This window comes from Sediminibacillus sp. JSM 1682029, from assembly GCF_041366435.1.
In the GTDB taxonomy this organism is placed as follows: domain Bacteria; phylum Bacillota; class Bacilli; order Bacillales; family Amphibacillaceae; genus Sediminibacillus; species Sediminibacillus terrae.
In genome coordinates this window covers 379194-404926 of record NZ_JBEWYY010000001.1, presented here as the reverse complement: position 1 = coordinate 404926, position 25733 = coordinate 379194, and the positions used below count along the sequence as shown (strand labels likewise).

Below are 25733 nucleotides of genomic sequence, written 5' to 3'. Positions count from 1 at the left end.
GTAAACAATGGAGTGGCACTCATGAAACTAAACCTTACCAAAAAAAAGATCAAAGATAGATGTGGCACGATTTCTTATAAAAGTGGAGAATCATTCTTCCGCAACAGGAAAGTAGAACTCACTGAAGCCCGGCCAGGGAGATGGGAAGCAACCGTCATCGGCAAGGAAGACTTCCATGTATTGATTGAGACAGATAAACAGGGAAATATCCGAGCTACTTGCAGTTGCCCTTCCCTTGAAGGCTATCCCAAAGACTGCCAGCATATAGCGGCTGTCCTGCTGAAGATCGAAAACAGCGAGCAGGCGGTATACGCATCGACTATGGAAGGGAACGAACTGGCTGATAACCTGGTTTCCCTTTTCCAACAGCCGGAAGTGCGTTCTGCCAAACAACAAACACACTTTGAAAATCGACAATTGCTGGATGTCCGATTCACTTGTCAGCTGTTTGACTTTCCTGGAACCGAAACGGATGATTTCTTTGCCATAGGCTTGGAAGTATCTTCCCATAGGGTAACAGATATTCAAAGCTTTCTCTTCCGATTACAGGAAGGAAAACCGGTGATACTGTCCTCTGCTTGGACGTTTGATCTGCATTTTCATTGTTTTGCGCCAGAAGTGTACGCCGTGCTAGAATTTTTGGCAGCTATCAGCCTGGATCACCGGGAAGGTTTCGAGAACGGTGGCACGGATTTTTTACCGATTCCGCCATCTGCATGGGACAAGCTTTGCTCGCTTTTGATGAACGTCGAACATGCAGGCCTTGATTACAAGGGACGAAGTTATCCACGTTTTGAAGTATCGACGGAAAGGCTGCCTTTGCACTTTGAATTAGTCGAGTCCAACAATCAGACCGGTTTTCTGCATGTCGAGGGTTTAGAGGAAATTGTCTTGGTGGAACCTTATCAATCTGTCGTGTCGGAAGGGAAACTGGTGAAGCTGGGCCGTCACGACTGGAAACGTCTCGCTGAAATAAAACGGATGTTGGAACCATCTAAAACAGAGCGGATTCCGATTGAACGGGGACAGTTTTCCTTTTTTGTGGAAAAAATTGTTCCGGGACTGAAAAACATCGGCAGGGTGACCATTTCGGGAGGAGAACATCTTAGTCTTGCAAAGAAGCCCCTTGTCGCAAAGCTTTATTTGGATAGAGTAAACAGCCGTCTGCTTGCAGGCCTGGAATTCCATTATGAACAGATCGTCATTAATCCATTGGAAGAACAGGAGCTTGCATTGCACTCTTTAATCGTCCGGGATAACGAAAAAGAGGAAAAAATTTTGCAGTTAATGGAAGACAGTCTGTTCACTAAAACAGACAGCGGCTATTATCTGCATAACGATGAGTTGGAGTATGACTTTCTTACTTATACCTTGCCCAAGCTACAGAAATTGGCCCGTGTTTATACGACAACGGCTGTCAGGGTCCGGGTGGTAAAAGAAAATATATTCCCGAGAATCAGGGTCAAGCTGCATAAAGACCGTATGAATTGGCTTGAGTATAAATTTGAATTGGATGGAATCGCCGACGATCAGGTGCGAGAACTGTTGCATGATCTAGAAGAGAAAAGAAAGTATCACCGATTGAGGAACGGTTCGCTGCTTTCCTTGGAAACAAAGGAATTTGAAGATATCAAACGGTTTTTGAGTGCTGTTCCGGATGGGGAAGGTGATATGGAAAGTGGACTGAAAATCCCCTTTGAAAAGAGCCTTCAGCTGCTTGATCATGTAGACAATAATCCGGTTCTATTGATAGAGGATTCCTTCCGGGCTTTTTTGACAAGCATCAGCCAGCCAAACGAGCACGCATTTGAGTTGCCGCCAGGTTCGGAAAAGGTCCTTCGAGAATATCAGATTCGGGGCTATCAATGGTTGAAGACATTGGCCTTTTATGGGTTCGGCGGTATTCTGGCCGATGATATGGGTCTTGGAAAAACGGTGCAGGCCATCACCTTCCTCTTATCTGAAAAAAGACAGAACAGGGAGATGCAAAAGCCGGCATTGATAGTCTGTCCTTCTTCCGTTACCCACAACTGGCTCCATGAATTGAAAAAGTTTGCTCCCGGTATGCGCGCTATGGTTCTCGAGGGGGAAAAACGCAGGCGGAAAAAAATGATGGAGCATGTGAGTGATATGGATATTCTGATCGTCTCCTATCCTATTTTGAGAAGAGATATTACAGAAGTGGAAAAGACTGTTTTCCATACAGTCTTCTATGACGAGGCACAGGCGTTCAAAAATCCTGTCACCCAAACAGCGCGAGCAGCAAAAAGGGTCCAGGCAACCCATCGATTCGCACTGACAGGAACCCCGATGGAAAACGCGCAAGAAGAACTTTGGTCCCTTTTTCACGTTGTTTTCCCTGGTCTTTTTCAAGGACTGCGCGCATTCAGTCATCTGTCCAAGGATGCAGTCGCCAAACGTGCCAGACCTTTCATCCTACGCAGGATGAAGAAAGACGTACTTTCGGAACTTCCGCAAAAAAGGCAAAGTATCGAAGTGCTAGAGCTGCTTCCCGAACAGAAAAAGCTTTATGCAGCTTATCTGGCCAAGCTCAAGCATGATACCTTAAAACATTTGGATAAAGAAACGTTTCATAAAAATAAAATAAGGATTCTGGCCGGGTTGACGAGACTAAGGCAAATTTGCTGTCACCCTGGTTTGTTCGTCGATGGCTATCAAGGAAGTTCTGCAAAATTCCGTCAGCTGCTTGAATTGATTAGAGAGGCAAAACTCGCCGGAAGAAGAATGTTGGTGTTTTCCCAGTTTACCAAAATGCTCGATATAATCGGAAGAGAGCTGACTTCCCAGGGATGGACGTATTTTTATTTGGACGGTCATACACCGGGCAATGAAAGAGTTGAAACGTGTGAGAGGTTCAATGAGGGGGAGCGTGACCTGTTTTTGATATCGTTGAAAGCGGGCGGAACAGGGCTTAATTTGACAGGTGCCGACACCGTAATCTTTTATGACAGCTGGTGGAATCCCGCTGTCGAGGAACAGGCAGCAGATCGTGCTTACCGTATCGGTCAGCAACGGGATGTGGAAGTGATCAAACTTGTCGCCCGGGGGACGATTGAAGAAAAAATGAATGAATTACAAGATAAAAAACGGGAAATGATCGGTGAGATTCTGGATTCGCAAGAAAAGAATACGGCATTGCTGACAGAAACAGATATCAAAGATTTATTAAATATGGATGAATAACAATTTATCCAGCACAGTGACTGAATAGAAACCGAACGAGTCCACTTCGTTCGGTTTTGTCGAGTTTTCATAAACTAGAAACTCAACTCCGGCGGGGTACCTCGCTTTCCGTGGGCAGGAGATAACGCAAAGTTCCCTCTTGAGTAAAAGTTGACAGGAAAAACTGAACAAGTGGCGAAGTAATGAATATAGAAGGTAACAGGAAGGGGGGATTGGGTGGAAGTAACATGCTTTTTTTGTAAAAAGCTTTTCTTTCTCGATTTTTCAGATACCCAGTATTTAAAATTTAAAAGGAACCCGCAAGCACGATATGTGTGCAAAAAATGTAATCGCTCGCTGCAGCAAGAAGCACAGCAATCAACCGGGTTACACCCGGATTCAATAGATAAGTATGATAAATTTTTTCGGTAATCGTAATGGGAAAGAAACATATTAGCCGGGAGGAAAAAATGCGTAGAGTCAAAGTAGTAGCTTATAATGATCAATGGCCGAGATTGTTCTTGGATGAAGCAGCCCAAATAAAAGAAATATTCGGGGACGAATTAATCGATGTCCATCATATCGGGAGTACTTCTGTTCCAAATCTTGCGGCAAAACCGATTATTGATATCATGCCGGTCGTCCGCCGCATCGAAAAGGTGGACGAGTACAACGAACAGATGACTGCCATCGGTTATGAAGGGAAAGGAGAGTTTGGCATACCCGGACGCAGATACTTTCGGAAAGGCGGGGACACCCGTAGCCACCATGTTCATATCTTTTCACAAGGAGATTACGGGGTAATCCGGCATCTTGCATTTCGTGACTTTTTACGGAGCCATCCGGAAGCTGCCCGGAATTATGGGAGGAAAAAGCGGGAGCTGGCCGGACAATTTCCATCCGACATAGAAGCGTACATGGATGGAAAAAATCAGGTTGTCCAGGAAATCGAGCAAATGGCGCTGGCATGGTACCGGAAAAATCAATCAAAGGGCTGACTGCTTTTCACTCGTCGTCCATATTAAACCAAAGTGGGTCTTTATTATCCACATCGCCATTATAATTGATCAGGATTTCTTCTCCGGCTTTAATATCTTTGTGGGCAAAGTAGTCAAAGGTATGCTTTGAAAAATTGATATCATAGTCCGCATTTGGTTGATAAGAATGGTTGAACAGCATGCCATAGCCGAGAACAACCGCCGTGTGATTTTTCCCATATTCAAAAACATAATCGTCCAGGACTGTCTGCTCGATATATTGATGTTGGTCGTTCGGATAAGGAATGACAGGCGCCTCGTGTATGATTTCACCTTTGGTAATATCACGTGTGGCAAAGACGCCCCGGTTGAATTCCCCGTCACTTATGCTAGATGTTCTTATTTCGATCATGCATGTACCCCCAAGAAAATATTTATCTCTCCACAATGCCACCAATCGGCAAGTAATGCAACCCTTTTTTCGGCTGGGTTTCGAAACACCCCCTATTCTTGAGAGGAAAGAGCATGTGAATGGCAATAAATCTGCAAGGGAATTTCCTCCTGTTTTTTCGATTCCTTCAAGTGAGGAATAACCCGGCGGCAAGATAAAGCAGAGCGGCCGCTCCAGCTCCGACAGCGCAAAATTTCAATTTATAATAGGCATACTCAACTAGTGACAGTTCCATTATCGAAGCGGTGGTAATCGTTGTATCCCCAAGAGGGGAAGTCATGGCTCCGAATGAACCGCTGGCGAAAACAGCGCCTACCGTCATTACGATCGGTGCATCGGTAGCTGCGGCAAGGGAGAATCCTAAAGGCATAAACAGCCCCCATGTACCCCACGAAGAACCGATAAAGTAACCGACGAGCGATCCAAGAACAAATAAAATAGCGGGAACCGTAAATGCAGGTAGAAATCCGCCCAGTGTTGAACTGACGAACTGGGAAAAACCTAAGTCTTCGGCATTCAGTGATAATGCCCAAACAAGGATAAGCAGAATGATTGCCTGCATCATTTGATTGCCGCCATCAATAAAATGAAAAAGCAATTCATGTAAAGGCAATTTGCGGATGGCATAGAATAGGAACGTAACCGTCAAGGTCAAAAATACTGCCAGCAGCATGACAAACGTTGCATCTGCTTGGGTAAAGGCATCGAATACCGACTTTGCACCTTTTGTGCGGCCATCTTGCCAAAGTAAAAAGAGAGACAAGCCTAAAAGCAGAAATAGCGGGATAATAAGATTCCAAGGCTGGGCTTTCACCAATGATAATTCCTTATTTATGCTGGAACGGTGAAAAGGATGTGCTTCATCACCCTCCGCTTTGTATTGTTTTTTCCTATTTTCTTCGGAAGGCCAAAACGTACGAGCAAGGCCGAAAATAAGCATGATAATGGCAAAAAAATTAAAGGGAATACTCATCAGAAACACACTATAAGCACTCCATTCCAAGGCATTTTTATGAATTCCGTTCTCGACAAGGGATACCATAAAACCGACAAAAGCGGTTGCAACAGGCAAGAGGACAATAACGGATGAAGTAGAAACATCCATGGTAAATCCGACCTTTTGTCTGGAAATGTTCCATTTACCCAACAACGACTTAACGACAGGACCAATCATCATGATCCGGAACATCGGCATCATAAAAGTGAATGGCAGGGTCAGCCAGATAAGAGTCAGAAGTCCCCGCTGAGAATGGATTTTTCCTCCTGCCCATTCTGAGAACCCTTTGATTCCTCCAGCTATCGTCATCATTCCGACAAGTCCACCGAACAAATATAAAAATCCGATGATTTTTATATTTGTTTCGTCTGACAAAGTTTCGACCATATAAGTGACGGCTTGATCGGATCCGCTCAGCCATCCAGATTTTAAAAGGATAGAACCTGTCAGGACACCAAGAACCAGGCCAGGCAAAATTCTTTTCAACCAAATGGAAAAACCGATGACGATAATAAACGGTACAATGGAAAGCCATTCGACAGACAATAGGATCTCCTCCTTATGTGGGTCTTAGGATTCCCATAATGAAATGACCAATACCTATGATTGAGATGTTCGAGCTGTGTAGTTTTTAAAAAGGTTAATTCATACTTGACAACTAGGAATAGTAGCAATTATGATATTTAATACAATTGTATAATCTTATCAAGAGAAGTTTAGGGAACTGGCCCGATGACACTTCAGCAACCTCTGTTCGCAGAAAGGTGCTACATCCAGCATGCTTGAGAGATAAGAGTTAGCAGAACCTTCCATCTTTCTCGGAAGGTTTTTTTGTGTGATAAGAAGAAGATCGGCAACACGGAGGGAGGAAAGTGGATGAGTCATTTGCATGGAAAAATCGCTGTTGTGACCGGCGGCGCGAGAGGAATTGGTAAAGAGATAGCCAAAAAACTGGAGGAAGCAGGAGCAACGGTCATTGTGGCGGATAAAGGAAGTAACCCTGACAACATTCGGAAGCATCAATTTGCTTTGGACGTCACAGAAGAGAAAGCTGTGGAGCAGTTTTTCGAATCAATCGCTACTCGTTATGGAGTGATCGATATTCTTGTGAATAATGCAGGCATTTCGAGAATGGCGGAAGTTATAGAGATGCAAGAAGAAGACTGGGATTCTGTAATGGATGTAAATGCAAAAGGGGTATTCCTTGCCAGTAAATTTGCTGCAAGACAGATGAAAAAAGCAGGGAAAGGCGGCAAAATTATCAATATTTCATCCCAGGCAGGAAAAAACGGATATAAATACATGGGAAGTTATGTCGCATCTAAACATGCCGTTCTTGGATTGACGAAAGTTATGGCTTTGGAACTGGCAGCTGACAATATTCTGGTGAATGCTGTTTGCCCAGGTATCATTGAAACGGGGATGAAACAGACAGAAAGGGTTTGGGGAGGAAAACTGCGCGGCGTGGACGCTGCAGCCATCGAAGCAGAGGATCATTCCCAAGTTCCTTTGGGAAGAACAGGTAGCCCGGAGGATGTTGCAGATACCGTGTTATTCCTGGCATCCAAAGCAGCAGACTATATAACAGGCGAAAGTATAAATGTAACCGGTGGAATGACCATAAATTAAGAACGCTATGTTGTCTAAGAAAAAAGATATATACTGCGCAGTATTTGTAATGGGGAATTCCATTGCCTATTAAAAAAAGTATCAACCACCGCTTCGGTAGCATACTTCGCTTTCCGCGGGCACGGCTTCAGCTAACTTGGTTAAGAAAACCGCTTTACCAAGTGGATCTTCAGCTCGTGCTGTTCTCGCAGAGCGTCAGCTCGAGGAAGCTCACCAGCCGCCCGCGGAAAGCGGAAGGTTTTTCCGCAGCGCTAAACTCCCACTCAACCAATGTAAGAAGTAAGGAAGAAAAATTACCTATGTCGCAGTTTCTATCCACTGCTCATCCATGTGGGTAAGGTGCAGCGGTCCATAAAAATAGTTGTTTTGAAAGGGAGGACGAGAAAAGTGAAAAAAGAAAAAATAGAGGGAAATCCTTATGCATTGCTGCCATTTCTCGTATTTGTCTTATTATTCCTCGGCACAGCATTGATTACGAAGGATTTCAGCAGTATGCCAGTAGTGGTGGCGATTTTGATTGCCGGCTTGTTTTCACTGGCGATGAACCGAAAAGAAAGTTTTGCCAAAAAAGTGGAAGTGTTTTGCAAGGGTGGGGGCGACCATAATATCATTTTGATGGCACTTATATTTATATTGGCCGGCGCTTTCGCTTCCGTTGCAGAAGCTACAGGCGGAGTGGACTCTATAGTCAGTTTGGGGACCTCGATTTTACCGGCGAATTTGCTCATGGTCGGATTGTTCGTGGTAAGTTGTTTTATCTCTATATCAATGGGAACCTCTACAGGGACAACCGTTGCCATCGTGCCGATAGCGGTCGGGGTTGCGCAACAAACCGGAATCGACACAGCTTTGGCCGTCGGAGCGGTAATAGGCGGAGCCATGTTTGGGGATAATTTATCGATGATATCGGATACCACGATTGCAGCAGTGAGAACACAGGAGACCAACATGAAAGACAAATTCAAGTCGAATTTCTTTATCGTCCTGCCGGCTGCTTTAGTGACTGCTTTGATCCTGGCGTTTATCCCGGTAGGTGAAGCAGCTGTCAGCCCGGAGCAAAACTATCAACTAATCACGATTCTGCCATACCTGGCTGTTCTTGTCATCGCCTTGCTGGGAGTGAATGTATTGCTCGTCCTTGTCGGCGGCATCATCTTTTCCGGGATAGTCGGCCTGGCAAATGGTTCCTTTGACTTCTATGGATTGCTGGGTGTCATCGGGGACGGGATAGTCGGAATGGAAAACCTGGCAATCATCGCTATCCTGATCAGTGGTATGGTGGAGATCATCAAATATAATGGTGGCATTACGTTTTTGCTTAATTTCATTGTCAGCAAAATCAAAACGAGAAGAGGAGCGGCGTTCGGCATTGCGGGTCTGGTTAGTGCAGTCGATGTTTCAACCGGTAACAATACGGTTTCCATTTTAATGTCCGGTCCGTTGGCAAAAGATATTTCCACGAAATACGGAATAGAGCCTAAGCGATCTGCAAGTATTCTGGATTTATTCTCTTGTTGCTTCCAAGGAATAATTCCATACGGCGGCCAAATGCTGGCGGCGGCAGGATTGGCTTCCATTTCGCCTGTTTCCATCGTTCCCTTTGTCTTTTATCCGATATTGATCGGGATCAGTGGCATTATTGCCATCCTGATTTTGTATCGGAAAGACAATGACTTAGCCAATGAAGCTGTAACAGAACAACAAGTTCAGTAATAGCTGGTTATCCAGCAAATCCCATACTTTTTGTAGAAAAAACCGAACGATGATTCGAAATCTTAAGTGATTTGAATTCGTTCGGTTTTTTCAATCACTGGATTATTTGCTCGTTGACGTTTGCGATGGCCGGTTAGACTATAAGGTTGGGTTGAAAACGTTCCGTACGGCTGGCTCAAAATCGTCGTTGGCTGCAGGTTTCGTTGGTTCTGTCACCTTGTCTGCATTGGATATCCAATCGTCGTTTGGAAAACCTGAGAAATACTATTAGAATGTTAAGTGTAGCTAAGTGGCAAAACAAAATACTATATAGGGAAAAGGAGGATGAGAGGTATGAAGAACAAAAAATTTAAAAGGTTATTCATCGTTGTCTTCCTTTTGGCATTGGCAGGTGCCGCGGCGCTTTATTTTCAGAAGCATCCTGTAGTCGGCTCGGCCAGAGATCATGTTTCTTTCCTGCCGCCACGGTCACCAATAAAAGAGGTTCCTGATTTCACTCAAAACGCAGAAAAACAAATAGATGAAATTCTTGATCATGCAAAAGAAGGTAAGTTGCAGGATGTGTCTTTTACCGTTGGTGTTACGGAAAGACAAACGGTTGTGGACCAGTGGGGAGAAGCTGGTCATACAACGGAAACAGACCTCGGGATCTATGAAGATTATCAAGATGAAAAAGTGACTTTAGGTTATGCGGGCGATTTTGTCTTTGACATACGCTCCTTTTCCGACAACATACAGCAGCTACACTACGAGGATATCATCGCTGTGCTCGGTGATCCGGATGATACCACTTATTATGAGGATGAAACCCACAACCAGGAGATCCTCCATTACCAGGTAAATGATGATTTTCAACTTAAGTGGGTACTGCCTAAACCAGATGAGACACTTGAAAACCCAAGGGTGGATCATATATCCCTTATCGCACAAACAGGAAGATTGCAGGTAGACGATCCTTCCATTTCGACCTTGGTTGAGCAAATGAGTCTCACGGAGAAGATCGGCCAAATGGTGATTGGCGGCATTTCGGGCACAGGCATGGGAGAACAGGAACAAAGCTTGATCGATGACTATCATATTGGCGGGTTTATATTTTATGCCGCTAACTTGGAATCCCCGAAACAAACAAGCAAGTTATTGAATAATCTGAAAGCGGCGAACAAGCAAAACAAATTGCCGCTTTTGTTGAGTGTCGATCAGGAAGGGGGCAGAATTTCCCGACTTCCGGGAAATATTTCGAAGCTCCCCGCCAACGAGTGGATTGGAGAATTGGATAACCCTGATTTTTCCTATCGAGCAGGAGAAATATTGGGTGAAGAGCTAACTGAATTTGGATTTAATATGAATTTTGCGCCTGTCTTGGATGTCAACAGCAATCCGGATAATCCGGTGATTGGCGACCGTTCGTTTGGTGATAACCCGGAAATTGTCAGTGAACTTGGAATACAAACAATGAAAGGAATCCAATCGAAGCAGATTATTCCGGTCATCAAGGACTTTCCGGGGCACGGGGACACTTCTGTAGACTCGCACTATCAGCTGCCGAAAGTGAACAAAACATCGGAGCAATTGGAAAAACTTGAACTGATTCCTTTTCGTCGGGCAATTGATCAAGGGGCGGAAGCAGTCATGATTGCTCACATATTGCTTCCGCAGCTGGATAAGAGTTATCCGGCATCCATTTCAAAAAAGGTCATCACAGATTTGCTTAGGGATCAGTTCGACTACAATGGGCTTGTCATGACCGATGATATGACAATGGAAGCTATAGTCGATAACTTCGAGATAGGTGAAGCCTCTGTCGATTCTGTGCTAGCCGGGAGCGACGTCATTTTGGTGGCGCACGATTATCAGAAAGCGGTCCGTGTCATCGAAGCGTTGACCAAAGCAGTGGAAAAAGGGGAAATAACAGAGAAACGCATTAATGACAGTGTAGAAAGAATTATCCGGTTAAAGCAACACTATCAATTGAAGGACGAACCGGTCGAAAACGTGGATGTGGAGGCATTGAACAAATCGATTGATACGTTGTTAAATAAATATGGCCAGTAACTATTCAATCTTTCTTTGCAGCTACTCTATCTTGGGCATAGAAAGGACAAGAAATAATCCGGATGTCCGTTCGTTGAAACTATGCGACATGATATAATAAATATAGATAAAGTTCTTTTTAGGGTGGGTCGGCTAGCCCCGCGAAAGGGGGTGATGCCGTGAGCATGTATCAAGTATTCATGGTCCTGATTGGCTTTGGTTCTTTTTTGATTGCATTGCTCGCTTTGATCATAAACCTGATCAATAAAAAATAGACCTCCCTATTTGCCCTTCAAGTGACTAGGAGAGGCCTATCTCTTGATGATAGCCGATCCCTCTGGGGGAACCGCTTATCTATCCAGACCATGGCATTCGCTGTGGTCTGTTTTCTATCCATATTATACCCCAATAAACCGGTTTAGAAAAGGAAGCAAACCTTCCTGTATAAAAAATGGGTCCTTGCGTTTATTCGGCTGCCAGCCTGTCTATGCTATAATGAAAACAGATAATGTTCTTTTAGGGTGGGTCGGCTAGCCCCGTGAAAGGGGGTGATGCCTGTTGAGCATGTATGAAAGTTTCATGGTGCTGATTGGTTTTGGTACCTTCTTGATTGCCTTGCTCGGTTTGATCGTTTCGATGATCAATAAAAAATAGACCTCCCTATTTGCCCGTTAAGTAACTAGGAGAGGCCTATCACCACTATGATAGCCGATCCCTCTGGGGGAACCGCTTATCTGCAGACCACAGTGCCCGCTGTGGTCTGTTTAGTTTTTTCCATTTCCACTTTTATTATACCCGATTTTCATCCGGTTGAAAAGCTGTTCATTGTCAGGGAGAACGCCTGACAATTTGTAACCACATTCCACAGCATCAAGCTTGGTTAGAATGACTAAGATCTTTTTGCGCATGGGCTATTTTCCTTCAGTCCTTATAAACGATAAGATGCTTCTCCACTGCTGCAAATTTGCCGCCATATTGCATCCCGTTATACCCAGCTCGATGAAACTTGTCAGGCTTCACAATCCCTCCCATTTAAACACTGCACTTGCAAAATGAAATGTTCCCTGAAAAGCAGGAAGGAAACACGCTGGTACGTTACGCAGAAAACATGTTTGAAACAGTTGCACGCCCGATTAATTGAAAAGGCAATGAAACTTTGCTTTTTTTCTCTGTTTTTTGAATAAACTGGACTGCTTTTTTCCCCATTTGCTTGATCGGTATGTCGATTGTGGAAATATGCAGAGCTTTTGCGATTTGCTGATTGTCAAAACTCAGAATGGAAAGGTCTTCGGGGATGCGTATCCCCTTTTCTCGTGCCGTCAGGACCATTCCGGCAGCCACCTGATCATTGGTCACGAGAAAGGCAGTCGGTCTCTCTATCATCTGGCACCAACTCTCCATTACACGCACACCGTCCTCGATGGACAAACATTTATCAAATATCCATTCCTCCCTTACTGGTTGATTGATTTTATCCATCGTGGCTTGATAGGCTTTAATACGCTTGTGACTGTTAGTCCCATGTCTTCTCCCCAACGTGTAGGCTATGTCGGTATGTCCTCTTGCCAACAGGTAATCCAAACCATCCTGGAAGGCCTTCTCATGAGGGATACTGACGGAAGGAAGCTCTGTTTGATCGGAATCTTCACAAAGAATGATGGGACCATGGGATGTATATTCTTTTACAATTTTCAGAGACGCGGCTCGTGAAGTGAAAATCAGCCCGTCGATTAAATTTCCTCGAAGAAGCTCTAAAGCTTCCAATTCTTTGTCGACGTGATAGTTTGTTTGAATCAGGACAAGCTGCATGTCGTGTTTCAAACCTTCCTCCGCTATCCCTTCTACAATGTTACTGAAATAGGGAATTTCAATGGAAGGGAGGACGACACCCAGCAAGTTGGTTGTCCCTTTCGATAAATGAAAAGCAGTAAGATTCCGATGATAATCAAGTTTTTCCATTGCCTGGTGCACGACTTGCCTTTTTTCTTCCCTGACATAGGGATGGTTGTTCAATACGCGTGAGACAGTCGAGACCGAAACACCGGCAAGACTGGCAATTTCCCGAATGTTGGCCATATTAGGGTCTTCCTTTCCTGAAAAATTTCATCTTGACCTGAAACGCGTTTCATACATTACCTTTTGTTTAAACATAAGAAAGGGTGATGGCAGGATGATAAGCGGATTATTGGTTTTGATGTGTTTATGTTTGTGTGAAATTATCATAGCAAAACTGGTGGTCAAAGACAAAAATGCTTTTCTCATGGATTTTCAAACATTTTTTGATTGGCCGGATACTTTTATGGAGAGTGATAATAAAACGAAAAACAAAGAATAAGAGGAAGGATGAAACCATTTTGCTGCACTTTGGCAAAATGGTTTTTTAAAGATTGAAAAGGAGGGATTCCATCAGGAATATCCTTCTCCAGCATCTCCCCCTCGAGGTCTTAAATCATTCTCTCTGTTGCAACCGTGTAATCCCTAGAACAGGCGCTTGCGCTTTTCGGCCAAATATAATTCAGACTTGTCATAATACTAGTGCAAATGTAATGAAAAAAATGAGATAATGAGAAAAATTCACGGAGAGCAACATAGAAAGGATGAAGAAAATGAACAATATTTTATTTGACATACCTGCCGATATATTTAAAACGCTAAGTGAATCAGAAAGATATTTGCTTGAATACATAAACAACCATCTTGAAAAGATTTCTACGATGTCGATTGTGAAATTGAGCGAAAACGCGAGTGTTTCTACAGCAACGATTGTCCGCCTGATGAAAAAGATAGGGTATGACGGATACACTTCTTTTAAATACAGTTTAAAAGAGAAAGTGCAAATCCCAGATGAAAATGATGAAATGGAAAACATCGATACAAAAATAAAACACGCTATTAAAAAGAATGAATTAGAGGTAGTAAAAACGATACAATTACAAAGTATTGGCCAAATAGAGGATGCAGTACAAAAAATACATGATGCAGAAAAAATTTACATCTTTGCGCGAGGATTCTCGGAGATGATCGCCCATGAAATGACTATCAAGCTACAATTGATGGGGAAAAACTGCGAAGTGCATGACGATCCCAACATTATCCGCCTGAAATCCAGAGAGATAAGAGAGCGGGAGCTGGCGATTTTTGTTTCGTTAAACGGTGAAACTAGTGAATTGGTAGAAGCCTGCAAGAATTTGAATATCCGTCAGATTACGACTATTACCCTGACAACGAGGATGGAATCAAGCTTGGGAATGATGTCAGAGATGGCCTTCATTGGTTACAAAGGAAGTCAGTCTTATTTTCCGGATTATGAAGTACGTTCCAGGCTTCCGCTAAGTGTGTTGTCCAGAATACTGCTTGATGCTTACGCAATAAGAATGCTCTGATTATTCAGGGCGTTTTTTATATTTTTCAACGAACGTATAAAACTTATCATCTCCCCTAAAGTCCTCTCCTTTTACCTGACGATGGGGTTGTTAACTGTGGCTTGACCAGTCACTTGAAAATTTTGTTGATCATTTACAAAAGCATTCCTCGCTGCATATTTTTCAGTTTTAGAAAACGTTTACACAAACCGAAAACATTTACAAGAAATAGTGTGCCACAATGTAGTTAAGAAATTGATGAAAGAAGGTGCTCCTATGATATACACCCTGACACCTAATCCGGCGATTGATCTGTATGTCGGATTGGATGAGTTACGGCCGAATAAGGTTAATCGTACCTATGAAGAAGATTATCAGCCGAATGGGAAAGCGATAAACATTTCGATTATGTTAAAGAGGTTGGGGATCGACAGTATTGCGTTAGGATTTATCGCTGGCTTTTCAGGGAGTTTCATAGAAAACGAACTGAATAAGTTACAGATTGCTACTGAATTTGTAAGAGTAGAAGGAATCACAAGAATCAATATTTTTGCCAATGCCGATGAAGAATACAAGATTGTCAACAAAGGACCTACTATAGCTGAAGAGAGAACAAGAGAAATGTTGAGAAAAGTTTCCTCGATTCCGGAAAACAGCATGCTTTTTGTTTCAGGAAGTTTGCCCGGAGGGGTGAATGATCATTTTTATTCAGAGATAGCAAGTATTTGCCGGCGGAACCATCTTAAGCTGGTTTTGGATATAAGTTCCAAAGAGGTTCTCCGGTGCTTGCCTTACCAGCCTTATTTAATCAAACCAAACGATGAAGAACTGGGGGCATTCTTTGGATTAAGCAAAGAAAAAATGGATGAACCGACTATCATCAACTGCTCCAGAAAAATGTTGGAAAACGGTGCCCGACAAGTACTCGTGTCTCGGGGAGAAGCTGGAGCGATTTATGTTTCTCCACATCAGATTTTAAAAGTGACCGCTCCTAAAGGGAAAGTGATCAACACAGCTTGTTCGGGAGACACGTTGTTGGCTCTGTTTATTGGAAAGCTGGAGCAGGGTGCCTCTTTGGAGGAAGCTTTGCGATATGCTTCGGCGGGCGGTTCTGCAACAGCGTTTAGTAAAGGTCTTTGCAGCCTTTCTGATATAGATACACATATCCATGAGGTGAAAATCAATCAAATAAAGGAGGAATTTATCAATGGCTGAAGTGAAAATTGTTGCGGCAACCGGTTGTCCAACGGGAATAGCCCACACTTTTATGGCAGAGGAGGCGTTAAAGCAAGCAGCCCAGAAACTGGGAGTGGAAATCAAAATAGAGACACATGGCCAGTCCGGTATAGAGAATGGGCTGACAAAACAGGAAATTGCGGAAGCCGATGGAGTCATCATCGCTGCTGATAAAGATGTCGATGTTGGTCGTTTCCATGGCAAGCCAGTTGTAGAAGTCCCCGTAGCAAAAGGGATACACGAACCAGAACAACTGATTCAGACTATTATTGATGGAAAAGCAACCGTTTACAAATCGAAAAAAGATTTCCCACAACAATCTAAAGAGGATTCTGGAAAACGTTCAAGTGGAAAAAGAGCCATTTTACATTCGATTTATAAGGATTTAATGAATGGAGTTTCCTATATGCTGCCTTTCGTGGTTGGGGGAGGTGTATTGATTGCATTGTCGTTTTTGTTCGGAATTCATTCAGCAGATCCCGAACACGAATCATATAACTCCATTGCTGCCTTTTTAAACAGTACAGGGGGGCTAGCCTTTCAATTGATGGTGCCGATTCTTGCTGCATTTATAGCGGAATCAATTGCAAAACGCCCTGGTTTAGTCGTCGGATTCATAGGCGGACTCATTGCAAGCAATGGTGGGGCAGGTTTTCTTGGAGGAATAGTCGCGGGTTTTGCAGGCGGATATATTGTTTTATTGCTTGTAAAGCTGTTCAGCAAGATGCCGAAATCACTCAATGGATTAAAGTCGATATTTCTGTACCCCTTAATCGGTATCTTGTTGATTGGAATAGTCATGACGTTATTAGTAGAACCAATGACCGCTATCAATGAAGGGATGAAAACATTCCTGTCCAATTTCCAGGATGCGAACCCGATTTTACTCGGTTTAATTGTCGGGGCTATGTCCGCTTTTGATATGGGCGGACCAGTAAACAAAGCGGCATATGTCACAGGTACTGCACTACTTGCTGAAGGAAACTTTTATTTCATGGCAGGTGTCTCAGCCGCCTGTATAACTCCGCCACTTGTTATAGCCTTTGCCACCCTTTTCTTTAAGAAATACTTCAACCAGGCAGAGCGGAATGCCGGGGGTGTCAACTTCATCCTTGGTGCCACGCATATAACTGAAGGAGCGATTCCTTTTGCAGCCAAAAACCCGATTGTCGTCATTCCGATTTTAATGGTCGGATCCTCCGTATCAGCAATTTTGACATATTTGATGGGGGTGCAAGTACCGGCTCCCCATGGTGGTTTTTTGGTCCTGCCAGTCGTGACGGGGGCTGTGCAATGGGTTATAGCCATACTCGCAGGTTCGTTGACAGGAGCTTTCATTTATGGATTCTACAAAAAACATAATCATGACAAGGAAAAGCGGAGAGGTGAAGAGGATGACGACAACGAACAGATTGCTTAGTCCAAATCAAATACGCTTGAATCAATCCGTTTCTTCTCAACTGAAGGTTTTCGAATTGATTGGAAGAATGGCAGTTGAAGCGGGGATTGCTTCGTCAGCTGCCCTTGTGGCGGAAGGGTTGAAACAACGGGAGCTTGAAAGTACCACTGGGTTTCAAGACGGTTTTGCCATTCCTCACACACAGAATGAGGCAATAGAATCACCTGGCATCATTATTGTAAAAAGCAACGAAGGAATTGAATGGAATTCGTTAGACGGTAAACCTGCACAATTTTTTATCGCCTTGCTAATCCCTAAGGAAGAATCAGGTAATACGCACATCCAGGCATTGGCATCCTTATCCCGGATGCTGATCCACGAGGAAAATAGGAGAGCGCTCCTTCATGCAGTGGATGAGGTAGAAGTTTTATCCAAAATAAGTGAAGCATTAGAACAATAACTCTCTGGAGGAGGTACATTATGGGACTTATATCGTCTACACCAATGTTAGAAAAAGCCAGAAGCGAAGGATTCGGAATTGTCGCGTTCAATGTACATTCATTAGATATGATTTATGCCGTGGTGGAAGCCGCTGACGAGGTCAAAGCTCCCGTCATCCTGCAAACGACAGTGGGTTCCGTCAAGTCACTGGGGGCAGAAAATATTGTAGCGGCTGCCGAAGCCGCATCAAACCAATTTAACGTACCTGTGGCACTTCATTTGGATCACTGTACAGAGTTTGCCGTGTTAGTGCGATGCATCAGGGCTGGATACACTTCCGTGATGATCGATGCATCCATGCATCCATTTGAGGAAAATGTCAAAAAGACAAATCAAGTAATGGAAATAGCGAAGTACCTGGACATCAATGTCGAAGCGGAGTTGGGAAAAGTAGGCGGTGTTGAAGAGGACATTGTTGTTTCCGACGAAGATGCACAAAAAGCAGTCCCTGGTGAATGCGTAGAATTCATTAAGCAGACGAATGTTCCTACATTGGCTCCGGCAATTGGAACTGCTCATGGCATTTATAAAGGAGAACCGGATATCGATTTCCGACGAATTCAAGAAATAGCCAAATTGGTCGAAGTCCCCCTGGTATTACATGGCGGTTCTGCAATCCCTGATGAAGACGTTAAAAGGTGTATATCACTGGGAATGGCTAAAATGAATGTTTCGACTGAATTGAAAAATGCTTATTCTGCGGCAATCCGGGAACACTTCCTGGAAACACCAGAAGCGTTGGACCCGCGCCAGTATTTAAGCAAAGCAAAAAAAGCTGCAAAAGACCTGGCGCAATCTAAAATCTTGCTTGTTGGATGTGCGGGAAAAGCTGAGGAGATACAAAAGCATGTAAGGAAGATGAACAGTGATCTTATAATGGCAAATTAATGTTTCGGGCTGCCGAGATGAAATCAGCAGCCCGTTTTCATTACCTTTCCTTCAACACAAACACCTCAGAACTGAAGTCTTGGTAGTCCCAGTGATTGCTGCTCAGCAATAGACCGACTTGCATCAATTCATCTCCATAGTGATAAATCGAACTACCGTTGATCAGATATTGTTTATCCGGATCAAGTCCCTGAAGTTTAATTCTATTGTATTTCTCGTTTGGCTTAGCCAACACTTTATAATAACCTATCATCGCGGTTGATTGATCAGGGGAAACAACCATCCAAGCCGTTTCATTTCTCTCGAATGGACTGAGCAGCCGGTAAAATCGGCCGGTTCGGATTAACGAGCGTTTCTCTTTAAAAAACTGTACCTGGTCCTTTACTTCCTCTTTTTCAGCCGAGGTAAGGTTCGTCACATCCAGTTCAAACCCAAACGTCCCGAAATAAGCAGTGTTTGCACGGGTGTGCAAGGGAGTATTCCTTCCGACCTGATGGTTGGGAATGGCTGATACATGAGTTCCCAATGCGCTAATAGGATAAACAAGCGAGGCGCCGTATTGTATTTTCAATCGCTCTACTGCGTCTGTATTATCGCTGATCCAAGCTTGGGGTGCGTAGTACAACATGCCTGGATCGAATCTTGCTCCGCCGCCAGCGCAGGATTCAAACAGAATCCCAGGATATTTATTGATCAATCTCTCATAAAGCTGATAAACACCGAGAATATAACGATGCATCACTTCTCCTTGGCGATCAGCATCCAAAGCAGAGGAAAAGGCCTCTGTTATATACCGATTCATATCCCATTTGATGTAAGAAATCTTTGCCTTTTCTAAAACCTTGTCCATTAAATGGTAAAGGTGATCCACAACTTCTGGACGCGAAAAGTCAAGCACATATTGATTGCGTCCGTGAGAAGCACGGCGGCCGGGGGCCGCAAGCACCCAGTCCGGATGTTCTGAAAACAATTTAGTTCCTTTACTGACCATTTCTGGTTCAAACCACAGGCCGAACCCCATTCCCATTCCATCTATTTTCTTGGAAAGCCCTTCTATGCCATCTGGAAGTTTCTGCTTATTATCGAACCAGTCGCCCAGCGAAGATGTATCATCATTCCTCGAACCGAACCAACCATCATCAAGAACGAACAATTCCATGCCCAGTTCTTTTGCAGACTCAGCGATTTCGAGTACTTTTTCTTCATTGAAGTCGAAGTAAGTCGCTTCCCAGTTATTAATCAAAATCGGCCGGTCTTTGTCCCGCCAGCGCCCTCTTGCAAGTCTTTCTCGGTACAAGGCATGAAACGTGTCGCTCATACCGTTCAACCCTTGATCAGAATAGACCATGACGCATTCCGGTGTCTGAAAGATATCGCCAGGCGCCAATTTCCATTTAAACTGAAAGGGATTGATTCCCATCATCACTCTTGTCACCCCGAATGTATCCACTTCAATTTGGCCAAGGAAATTCCCGCTGTAAACGAGACTGAATCCGTAAACCTCACCACTTGATTCGGTCGTCTGCTTATGCTTCAAAGCAAGAAAAGGATTGTGTATATGGCTGCTTGCACCCCGCGAACTTGAAATTGACTGAACCCCTTTGAATAGCGGTTGAGTCTCCAGGTGGGTTTCACGTGCCCAGGCGCCATTTAAATGCACCATCTCCAATTGGTCTTCCGGCAAATCGATACTTGTGCTCATCGCACTATCCAGAAAGAAAGCCTCCGTTCCGAGGTTGACGAAACGGGCATTTCTTGTGATGACTTTGCGATTTGCATAAATGCTATAGCTTAAAATCAATCTGCACTGCAACAGCTTGTCGAAAAGGACAATTTTCAACGTCTCTGCTTCCTCTTCTTGCTCTGTGTATGTTGCAGGAAGGCCTTCGAGTGCTGGTTTTCCTTTAGCGATATGATAGCTTTCATATTGGAAGTTGGTTATATGGCTGCCGTACTGATCGATGATTTTATGGGCAGGATAGCGGTAATCTGTTGTTCCGTAGCTCGGATACTCTTGTTTAATGTGCTCCAGGGAGGAGGTGTAGTCCCCTTCAAACATATTTGCGGAAGCAGGTCTTGCTTCACGTTCTGCCAAATGGTCGAAATTATCCCTGTGGTTGATGGCGTGGCCGTAATATAAATGTTCTAATTGACCTATCTTCTCCATAACACGGAAAATGTAGCTTATCTCTCCGTTGGTCAAATGAAATTCTTTGGTCTCCGTATTTATTTTTATTGTCATTCTGAAAAACTCCTCTTCAAAGGAAGAAATACTCCCTTTCAATATTGAAACCCCTTACATGCATTTAATCATAAGTTGTTAAGTAGATGAAGGCGCAATATCCGAAATGACCTTATTTATTCTGTATAGTGAGTCCGAGTGGAAGGAGGAGGGGGAGGGAATGTTTTCTGATCGGACATCTGGTGCTTCCCTATTCTGTAGTTCCGTTTTTGAAGAATGGAAAAGTGCCAAGTATCCCGAAAATACGGGGCTTGGCACATAATCGTCAATCAATCGAAAATTCCTCTTTTATCAATAAATCTTCCGGGGTTTTTCCTATTTCATCTTCATGAAAATAATCTCTGAGTATGCCGTCTTCCAAAAAATTCGCTATGGCTGCCATGGTCATGCCTTGATCGAGAGCCAGATAGGCCTTGGTCACCTCGCCTGTTTCGACATTGACAGAATCGTGGAAACCGTACTTTCCATATACATTCAAGCTTTTTAACGTTTGAATATTTTGGAATGCCTTCATCGGAGCGTATTCCAATGCAAGGAAAGTCGCATGAGGAGTGACTGTTCCATCCGACTTGTAACCATCCATACCGAGAGGTGTTGCGGCAAACTCGGAATAACCATCAGGAGTAGCAGCCGGGGACATTCCCCAAGCTGGGTAACCTTGTTCTTCTGCATAGTTAATTTGAAGATCGACATGTCTTTGATTATTCAATCCCAAAGCTCGGGTCCCAAGTTCTTTTTCCTTCAACACAAGCGAAGGCATCAGAGCTTCGAACATACTCCCGCCCCAGCTAGGAACATATTTCTCGCCATTGTAACTATAGTGACCTTCAAAAACGTCGACTCCATCGTATGTTGCCATATGGCCTTGAGGTAGTTGAGATTGCCAATCCCAACTCTCGGGCATTGTCCGATACATTTTCCACCAGTGTTCCTTCGGTACATCTCCTTTTCCAATAGAAATGTAGCTTGCTAGTCGTGGTTCTGTATAAAATGCTCCGTAATGATGGGCGGTTAAGCTTCCGGCCTCGACATCATAACCTCCTCTCATCTGGCCGACTTCAGAATCATAGAGACTAGTGTAATCCATGTCTTCAACAATGGCATTGGTTTTTTCATAAAGCTCTGGGTATGCTTGTCCAGCCACTATTAATCCAGCTGAAAGCCAGCCATTGTCCACAGTGGAAATGAATTGGCCCCAATCTGTCATAAGAGTGGCATCCTCTGTATAATACCAGTTATAGTAAAGACCGTTCCATGTGTCCATGTTTTCCAACGTATGAATGGTTTTTTGGAGATTATTCAGGGCCTGTCGGTGGTTGATGAATCCCAATTCTTCAGCAGATACCACACTCATCATATACATGCCTATATTGGTTGGAGATGTGTGCGATTGGATGTTCATCATTCCATCATTCCAGCGCACTGCATCGGCGGTAAGGCCTGTCTCGTTGTCCGTGAAATCTTCAAAGTAGCGGTATGTTTGTTTAGAAATCGCTCTTAACTGCTTCGATAAGGCAACTTCTTTTCCTTTTGGAGAAGTGTTTGCAAGATTTGGCGTGGTAATGGCAGCATTGACCAGCAACAAAATTGTTAACATCAAAGCAAGTTTTTTCTTCATCCCGGCACCCTTTCTCATTTGTGATTGAAACGTTTCAATTGACAGTATACTAAACACATGTGTAAGCGCAATCATTTACTTCCAAAAAAGTAAAAACAGGTAGTTTGTCTCATCCTCAGCAAGTAATAGGCTGGGACAATAGCATGTTAAGGATGGAAAATAGGTAGATTTGCTTGCGCATGGTTTCGTGAAATAGATGAAGCATTCTATTTCAATTCCCATCCATTTTATGTAATGATGATACTTAATCAGAAAAGGAGTTGATAACATGACAGAACAAACACAATTAGGAAAATCAGGTTTGAAAGTGAATCCGATTGGTCTCGGTACAAATGCAGTAGGCGGACATAATCTTTATCCCGATCTGGATGAAGAAGCGGGTAAGGAACTGGTGCGTACAGCGATAAACAATGGAGTCAATTTACTAGACACCGCATTTATTTATGGCCCGGAACGCTCTGAAGAATTGATTGGAGAAGTCCTTCAGGAGACCGGTAAACGGAATCAAGTCGTCCTTGCTACTAAAGGGGCACATAAATTCGTCGGCGACGAAACCGTCATGGATAACTCCCCGGACTTTCTGAGAAAATCGGTCGAGGACAGCTTGAAAAGACTGCAAACAGATTATATTGACTTATTTTATATCCATTTTCCGGATGAAAATACTCCCAAAGACGAAGCTGTCGGAGCGCTGAAAGAACTAAAGGACCAAGGCAAAATCAAAGCAATCGGTGTTTCGAACTTTTCAATCGACCAGTTGAAAGAAGCAAATAAAGATGGGTATGTCGATGTTTACCAAGGAGAATACAATTTGCTTCAACGAGATGCAGAGAAAGAATTATTGCCTTATACTGCAGAAAACAATATTTCATTTATACCTTATTTCCCGCTTGCCTCCGGGTTATTGGCAGGCAAGTATACAGAAGAAACAACATTTAATGATTTGCGTAAAGAAATGCCGCATTTCCAAGGGGATAATTTCAAGAAAAACCTGGACAACGTGGACAGAGTGCGTGGCATTGCTGAAGCGAAGGGGGCGGAAGTTGCTCATGTAGTTCTCGCCTGGTACTTGACCCGTCCGTCCATCGACGCCATTATTCCGGGCGCTAAACGGTCTTCCCAAGTATTAAATAACTTGAAGACATTGGAGGTAAAATTGACTGAAGATGATATCAGTCAAATCGACCGTATTTTTCGTTGATCTGTGATAGGAGGAAGCGAGTACTGAACCTAAACGGGGAGGTGCTCGTTTTTTTGGGGTTCAGAAAGTACATGATCGGGTATACCATTGAAAATTCCTATTTGAAGGAAAGACATCTTGCGTTTTTTCTGTCAGATAAATTCACCTACAGATTGATTCGATCCACCATTAATGGTAAGATATTCGATAATTTAACCAAAATCAACAACAGAGGAGGCATCAAGATGAGAACCGTCACATTGAAAGATATTTACCAGCATTCGATTGCCCAAAAATATGTCAGGCGCTCCGGCATGGCCCATGCGATTTCGGTAGCCTTTCACGCTTATAAGTTGGCTTTATCCTACAATGTTAACCCGGATTGGGCGGCTAAAGCAGGATTTCTCCATGATATCGGCCATTATCAATGGTATCGAAACGGAGAATGGGACTATCAATTGTACCGGGCTTACGATATTCATCCTATCAAAGGAGCGGAACGGGCACATAAATTATTGGTGCGTCTAGGAGAAGACAAGCAGGCTGCGAAAGAGATCGCTCATGCGATTCTATTTCATACTGAATCTGCATTGCCGGAAGGGAACGTCCGATTAAATGCTTTACAACGAGTGATTCACTTGGCCGATGAAAAAGATAAGCAGCCGGGAGATTCTCACCATTACCGTCACATGGACAAGCAAAAAGAATCTGACCTGATTGAATTACTCGACGAAAGGATCAATCATAGTTTGACTGCAGAGATGAATATGTAACTCCGCATTATCGGGAATAGAACCGGGGCAAGGCTTTCCCTTCCTACTATTCCTCTTGCGGCACATCCGGACAAACACCATCAAGCATGGTGTTATTTTTATGTTTTCTTTCCCTTTGTTAAAAGAGATTTTACGTGTCATCCGTTTATTAGTGGGAATAGGTGAAATAGAAGATGATAAGGAGGTTTTGATAGATGCATCTCGAAAAGCGATTGGAAAATCAAATGCCGGAAATGAAAGCTTTGCTTGAGGAATTGGTCAACACGGACAGCAATACCTATGATAAAGAAGGAGTAGACAAAGTCGGTGCACTGCTGAAGAATAGATTCGAGCAACTGGGGATGTATGTCCATACCCACCGGGAGAAAGAACAGGGGAATAATCTGGAGGTCAAGGCTGAACGTGAAAGCGAACCGAGAATTTTAATTGTCGCTCATATGGATACTGTTTTTCCGAAAGGAACAGCAAAAGAACGCCCTTTTGAGATTATCGACGATCAAGCCTACGGGCCGGGGGTAAGTGATGAGAAATCCAGCCATGTCGCTGTGTTGTATGCATTGAAGGTATTAAAAGAAAGTGGCTCGGAAGCCTATAAAAACGTCCATGTCATCTTTAACAGCGATGAAGAAATCGGTTCCCCGACTTCAAAGCCGTTGATAAAAAAGGCGGCTGCAGATAAACACTATTCGTTAGTGGTTGAATCCGGAAGACCCGGTGATGCGGTTGTGTCAGAGCGAAAAGGAGTCGGCCGGTTCGACATTGAGGTCGAAGGTAAAGGTGCACACGCGGGAGTAGAACCGGAACTTGGCAGGAGTGCGATAAATGAACTGGCGCATAAAGTCATAAAACTGCAGAATCTGAATGACTATGAATCTGGTCTTTCGGTCAATGTCGGTTTATTCAACGGCGGAACATCGAGCAATACGGTGCCACCTGATGCAGATGCCAAAGTCGATGTGCGTGTAAAAGATAAGCAACAAGCGAAAGAGGTCACCAAAGAAATTTCCGATATTGCGGATGAGGACACAGTCGAAGGAACCACGACCCATTTGGAAGGCGGGATGGCCCAACCACCGATGGAAAAAACAGAAGAAACGGAAAAACTGCTGGAGGTAATCCGCGAGGCAGGAAAAGAGTTGGGGATGTCTATTAAGGACGTCGGAACAGGTGGTGCATCGGATGCTGCATATACAGCAGATGAAGGCGTTCCGACAATAGATGGCATGGGGCCGCTCGGAGAATATTCTCATAGCCTGACGGAAGAATATGTCGACCTTACAACTTTTGCTAAACGGACTGCCTTGCTGGCACGAACCATCCAACTTTTGACACCTGAAAAATAGAAAAAACAAGGGGACTGTCCCCAGCACTCTGCCATTGTGACTTGGCAGGGTGTTTTTTGTTGCGTGAAGTTTTGAAGGGGTGTTGATTAGCTCTGGAATGGCTGCATGGCTTTTCAGCGGCTAGTTGTTTTAACCATTGCCAATCGGCAAGTTTTTTCTTTGTCAGATTTTGCAAGGTACTTGTGCTTACCATTTTATTCTGATAATTTC

The 25733-nt window shown here is 43.7% G+C and carries 23 protein-coding genes and 1 riboswitch; of the genes, 17 read left to right on the top strand and 6 right to left on the bottom strand.

Annotated elements, in window-relative coordinates; genetic code table 11:
- Positions 1–21: 21 nt before the first annotated feature.
- The 3 genes from ABVF09_RS01990 to ABVF09_RS01980 all read left to right on the top strand — a co-directional run bounded on the left by ABVF09_RS01990 (position 22) and on the right by ABVF09_RS01980 (position 4181).
- Positions 22–3204 (top strand): DEAD/DEAH box helicase, encoded by a 3183-nt coding sequence (locus ABVF09_RS01990; RefSeq protein ID WP_026771502.1) that lies wholly within the window; start codon positions 22–24, stop codon positions 3202–3204.
- A 216-nt stretch (positions 3205–3420) separates the two neighbouring features.
- Positions 3421–3615 (top strand): DUF2197 domain-containing protein, encoded by a 195-nt coding sequence (locus ABVF09_RS01985; protein ID WP_026570655.1) that lies wholly within the window; start codon positions 3421–3423, stop codon positions 3613–3615.
- 38 nt (positions 3616–3653) lie between these two features.
- Positions 3654–4181, top strand: coding sequence for a GrpB family protein (locus ABVF09_RS01980; protein WP_026771501.1), 528 nt, complete (start codon positions 3654–3656; stop codon positions 4179–4181).
- 7 nt (positions 4182–4188) lie between these two features.
- On the opposite strand, the gene ABVF09_RS01975 is transcribed toward ABVF09_RS01980, so the two are convergent.
- Both ABVF09_RS01975 and ABVF09_RS01970 read right to left on the bottom strand, forming a co-directional pair.
- Positions 4189–4572: an SET domain-containing protein gene (locus ABVF09_RS01975; RefSeq protein WP_026570653.1), complete on the bottom strand. Its 384-nt coding sequence runs from the start codon at positions 4570–4572 to the stop codon at positions 4189–4191.
- 166 nt (positions 4573–4738) lie between these two features.
- Positions 4739–6154 carry a Na+/H+ antiporter NhaC family protein gene (locus ABVF09_RS01970; protein ID WP_371068497.1) on the bottom strand — a complete coding sequence of 472 codons (1416 nt, stop codon included), beginning with the start codon at positions 6152–6154 and terminating at the stop codon, positions 4739–4741.
- Positions 6155–6307: 153 nt separating this feature from the next.
- Positions 6308–6404, top strand: a riboswitch (SAM riboswitch).
- A gap of 80 nt (positions 6405–6484) precedes the next feature.
- Here ABVF09_RS01970 and ABVF09_RS01965 point away from each other — a divergent pair.
- From ABVF09_RS01965 to ABVF09_RS01945, 5 genes are all read left to right on the top strand, one after another.
- On the top strand, positions 6485–7237 hold the full coding sequence (locus ABVF09_RS01965) for an SDR family NAD(P)-dependent oxidoreductase (RefSeq protein ID WP_371068496.1): 753 nt from the start codon (positions 6485–6487) through the stop codon (positions 7235–7237).
- A gap of 387 nt (positions 7238–7624) precedes the next feature.
- Positions 7625–8950, top strand: a complete 1326-nt coding sequence (locus tag ABVF09_RS01960) for a Na+/H+ antiporter NhaC family protein (protein ID WP_026771499.1) — start codon at positions 7625–7627, stop codon at positions 8948–8950.
- Between the two features lie 333 nt (positions 8951–9283).
- Complete coding sequence (gene nagZ, locus ABVF09_RS01955) at positions 9284–11002, top strand: beta-N-acetylhexosaminidase (RefSeq protein WP_371068495.1); 1719 nt, start codon at positions 9284–9286, stop codon at positions 11000–11002.
- 164 nt (positions 11003–11166) lie between these two features.
- Complete coding sequence (locus ABVF09_RS01950) at positions 11167–11256, top strand: putative holin-like toxin (RefSeq protein ID WP_235162471.1); 90 nt, start codon at positions 11167–11169, stop codon at positions 11254–11256.
- A 289-nt stretch (positions 11257–11545) separates the two neighbouring features.
- Positions 11546–11635 carry a putative holin-like toxin gene (locus ABVF09_RS01945; RefSeq protein ID WP_162832890.1) on the top strand — a complete coding sequence of 30 codons (90 nt, stop codon included), beginning with the start codon at positions 11546–11548 and terminating at the stop codon, positions 11633–11635.
- 110 nt (positions 11636–11745) lie between these two features.
- Here the strand turns inward: ABVF09_RS01945 and ABVF09_RS01940 are convergent, their stop codons facing one another.
- Positions 11746–11889: a hypothetical protein gene (locus tag ABVF09_RS01940; protein WP_371068494.1), complete on the bottom strand. Its 144-nt coding sequence runs from the start codon at positions 11887–11889 to the stop codon at positions 11746–11748.
- A 187-nt stretch (positions 11890–12076) separates the two neighbouring features.
- A complete protein-coding gene (locus ABVF09_RS01935) occupies positions 12077–13057 on the bottom strand; it encodes a LacI family DNA-binding transcriptional regulator (RefSeq protein ID WP_371068493.1) in 981 nt (326 codons plus the stop codon).
- A 94-nt stretch (positions 13058–13151) separates the two neighbouring features.
- Between ABVF09_RS01935 and ABVF09_RS01930 the strand changes: the two genes are divergently transcribed.
- The 6 genes from ABVF09_RS01930 to ABVF09_RS01905 all read left to right on the top strand — a co-directional run bounded on the left by ABVF09_RS01930 (position 13152) and on the right by ABVF09_RS01905 (position 18367).
- Positions 13152–13316, top strand: coding sequence for a hypothetical protein (locus ABVF09_RS01930; RefSeq protein WP_153461910.1), 165 nt, complete (start codon positions 13152–13154; stop codon positions 13314–13316).
- A 271-nt stretch (positions 13317–13587) separates the two neighbouring features.
- On the top strand, positions 13588–14364 hold the full coding sequence (locus ABVF09_RS01925; protein ID WP_026570647.1) for a MurR/RpiR family transcriptional regulator: 777 nt from the start codon (positions 13588–13590) through the stop codon (positions 14362–14364).
- Positions 14365–14619: 255 nt separating this feature from the next.
- On the top strand, positions 14620–15558 hold the full coding sequence (pfkB, locus tag ABVF09_RS01920) for a 1-phosphofructokinase (RefSeq protein WP_026570646.1): 939 nt from the start codon (positions 14620–14622) through the stop codon (positions 15556–15558).
- Positions 15551–16999, top strand: a complete 1449-nt coding sequence (locus tag ABVF09_RS01915; RefSeq protein ID WP_371068492.1) for a PTS fructose transporter subunit IIC — start codon at positions 15551–15553, stop codon at positions 16997–16999. The genes pfkB and ABVF09_RS01915 overlap by 8 nt, the downstream gene beginning before the upstream one ends.
- Positions 16974–17438 (top strand): PTS sugar transporter subunit IIA, encoded by a 465-nt coding sequence (locus ABVF09_RS01910; protein ID WP_371068491.1) that lies wholly within the window; start codon positions 16974–16976, stop codon positions 17436–17438. Before ABVF09_RS01915 ends, ABVF09_RS01910 begins: the two co-directional genes overlap by 26 nt.
- Before the next feature lie 20 nt (positions 17439–17458).
- Positions 17459–18367, top strand: coding sequence for a class II fructose-bisphosphate aldolase (locus ABVF09_RS01905; protein ID WP_051382054.1), 909 nt, complete (start codon positions 17459–17461; stop codon positions 18365–18367).
- 40 nt (positions 18368–18407) lie between these two features.
- Here the strand turns inward: ABVF09_RS01905 and ABVF09_RS01900 are convergent, their stop codons facing one another.
- Together ABVF09_RS01900 and ABVF09_RS01895 are read right to left on the bottom strand one after the other, a co-directional pair.
- The gene (locus ABVF09_RS01900) at positions 18408–20609 is read right to left on the bottom strand and encodes an alpha-galactosidase (protein WP_153461908.1); all 2202 of its coding nucleotides are present in this window, start codon (positions 20607–20609) and stop codon (positions 18408–18410) included.
- A 265-nt stretch (positions 20610–20874) separates the two neighbouring features.
- Positions 20875–22227 carry a glucoamylase family protein gene (locus ABVF09_RS01895; RefSeq protein WP_371068490.1) on the bottom strand — a complete coding sequence of 451 codons (1353 nt, stop codon included), beginning with the start codon at positions 22225–22227 and terminating at the stop codon, positions 20875–20877.
- A gap of 268 nt (positions 22228–22495) precedes the next feature.
- On the opposite strand from ABVF09_RS01895, the gene ABVF09_RS01890 reads away from it, so the two are divergent.
- The 3 genes from ABVF09_RS01890 to ABVF09_RS01880 all read left to right on the top strand — a co-directional run bounded on the left by ABVF09_RS01890 (position 22496) and on the right by ABVF09_RS01880 (position 25523).
- Positions 22496–23428: an aldo/keto reductase gene (locus ABVF09_RS01890; RefSeq protein ID WP_371068489.1), complete on the top strand. Its 933-nt coding sequence runs from the start codon at positions 22496–22498 to the stop codon at positions 23426–23428.
- 224 nt (positions 23429–23652) lie between these two features.
- On the top strand, positions 23653–24180 hold the full coding sequence (locus ABVF09_RS01885) for an HD domain-containing protein (protein WP_026570641.1): 528 nt from the start codon (positions 23653–23655) through the stop codon (positions 24178–24180).
- Positions 24181–24374: 194 nt separating this feature from the next.
- Positions 24375–25523 (top strand): M20 family metallopeptidase, encoded by a 1149-nt coding sequence (locus tag ABVF09_RS01880; protein ID WP_035426751.1) that lies wholly within the window; start codon positions 24375–24377, stop codon positions 25521–25523.
- Positions 25524–25733: the final 210 nt, after the last annotated feature.

Bases quoted from the DNA above. Each gene is read 5' to 3' on its own strand.
- ABVF09_RS01990 (WP_026771502.1), top strand. From the start codon at position 22: ATGAAACTAAACCTTACCAAAAAAAAGATCAAAGATAGATGTGGCACG.
- ABVF09_RS01980 (WP_026771501.1), top strand. From the start codon at position 3,654: ATGCGTAGAGTCAAAGTAGTAGCTTATAATGATCAATGGCCGAGATTG.
- ABVF09_RS01975 (WP_026570653.1), bottom strand. From the start codon at position 4,572: ATGATCGAAATAAGAACATCTAGCATAAGTGACGGGGAATTCAACCGG.
- ABVF09_RS01965 (WP_371068496.1), top strand. From the start codon at position 6,485: ATGAGTCATTTGCATGGAAAAATCGCTGTTGTGACCGGCGGCGCGAGA.
- nagZ (WP_371068495.1), top strand. From the start codon at position 9,284: ATGAAGAACAAAAAATTTAAAAGGTTATTCATCGTTGTCTTCCTTTTG.
- ABVF09_RS01950 (WP_235162471.1), top strand. From the start codon at position 11,167: ATGTATCAAGTATTCATGGTCCTGATTGGCTTTGGTTCTTTTTTGATT.
- ABVF09_RS01945 (WP_162832890.1), top strand. From the start codon at position 11,546: ATGTATGAAAGTTTCATGGTGCTGATTGGTTTTGGTACCTTCTTGATT.
- ABVF09_RS01940 (WP_371068494.1), bottom strand. From the start codon at position 11,889: ATGCGCAAAAAGATCTTAGTCATTCTAACCAAGCTTGATGCTGTGGAA.
- ABVF09_RS01935 (WP_371068493.1), bottom strand. From the start codon at position 13,057: ATGGCCAACATTCGGGAAATTGCCAGTCTTGCCGGTGTTTCGGTCTCG.
- ABVF09_RS01930 (WP_153461910.1), top strand. From the start codon at position 13,152: ATGATAAGCGGATTATTGGTTTTGATGTGTTTATGTTTGTGTGAAATT.
- ABVF09_RS01925 (WP_026570647.1), top strand. From the start codon at position 13,588: ATGAACAATATTTTATTTGACATACCTGCCGATATATTTAAAACGCTA.
- pfkB (WP_026570646.1), top strand. From the start codon at position 14,620: ATGATATACACCCTGACACCTAATCCGGCGATTGATCTGTATGTCGGA.
- ABVF09_RS01915 (WP_371068492.1), top strand. From the start codon at position 15,551: ATGGCTGAAGTGAAAATTGTTGCGGCAACCGGTTGTCCAACGGGAATA.
- ABVF09_RS01910 (WP_371068491.1), top strand. From the start codon at position 16,974: ATGACGACAACGAACAGATTGCTTAGTCCAAATCAAATACGCTTGAAT.
- ABVF09_RS01905 (WP_051382054.1), top strand. From the start codon at position 17,459: ATGGGACTTATATCGTCTACACCAATGTTAGAAAAAGCCAGAAGCGAA.
- ABVF09_RS01900 (WP_153461908.1), bottom strand. From the start codon at position 20,609: ATGACAATAAAAATAAATACGGAGACCAAAGAATTTCATTTGACCAAC.
- ABVF09_RS01895 (WP_371068490.1), bottom strand. From the start codon at position 22,227: ATGAAGAAAAAACTTGCTTTGATGTTAACAATTTTGTTGCTGGTCAAT.
- ABVF09_RS01890 (WP_371068489.1), top strand. From the start codon at position 22,496: ATGACAGAACAAACACAATTAGGAAAATCAGGTTTGAAAGTGAATCCG.
- ABVF09_RS01885 (WP_026570641.1), top strand. From the start codon at position 23,653: ATGAGAACCGTCACATTGAAAGATATTTACCAGCATTCGATTGCCCAA.
- ABVF09_RS01880 (WP_035426751.1), top strand. From the start codon at position 24,375: ATGCATCTCGAAAAGCGATTGGAAAATCAAATGCCGGAAATGAAAGCT.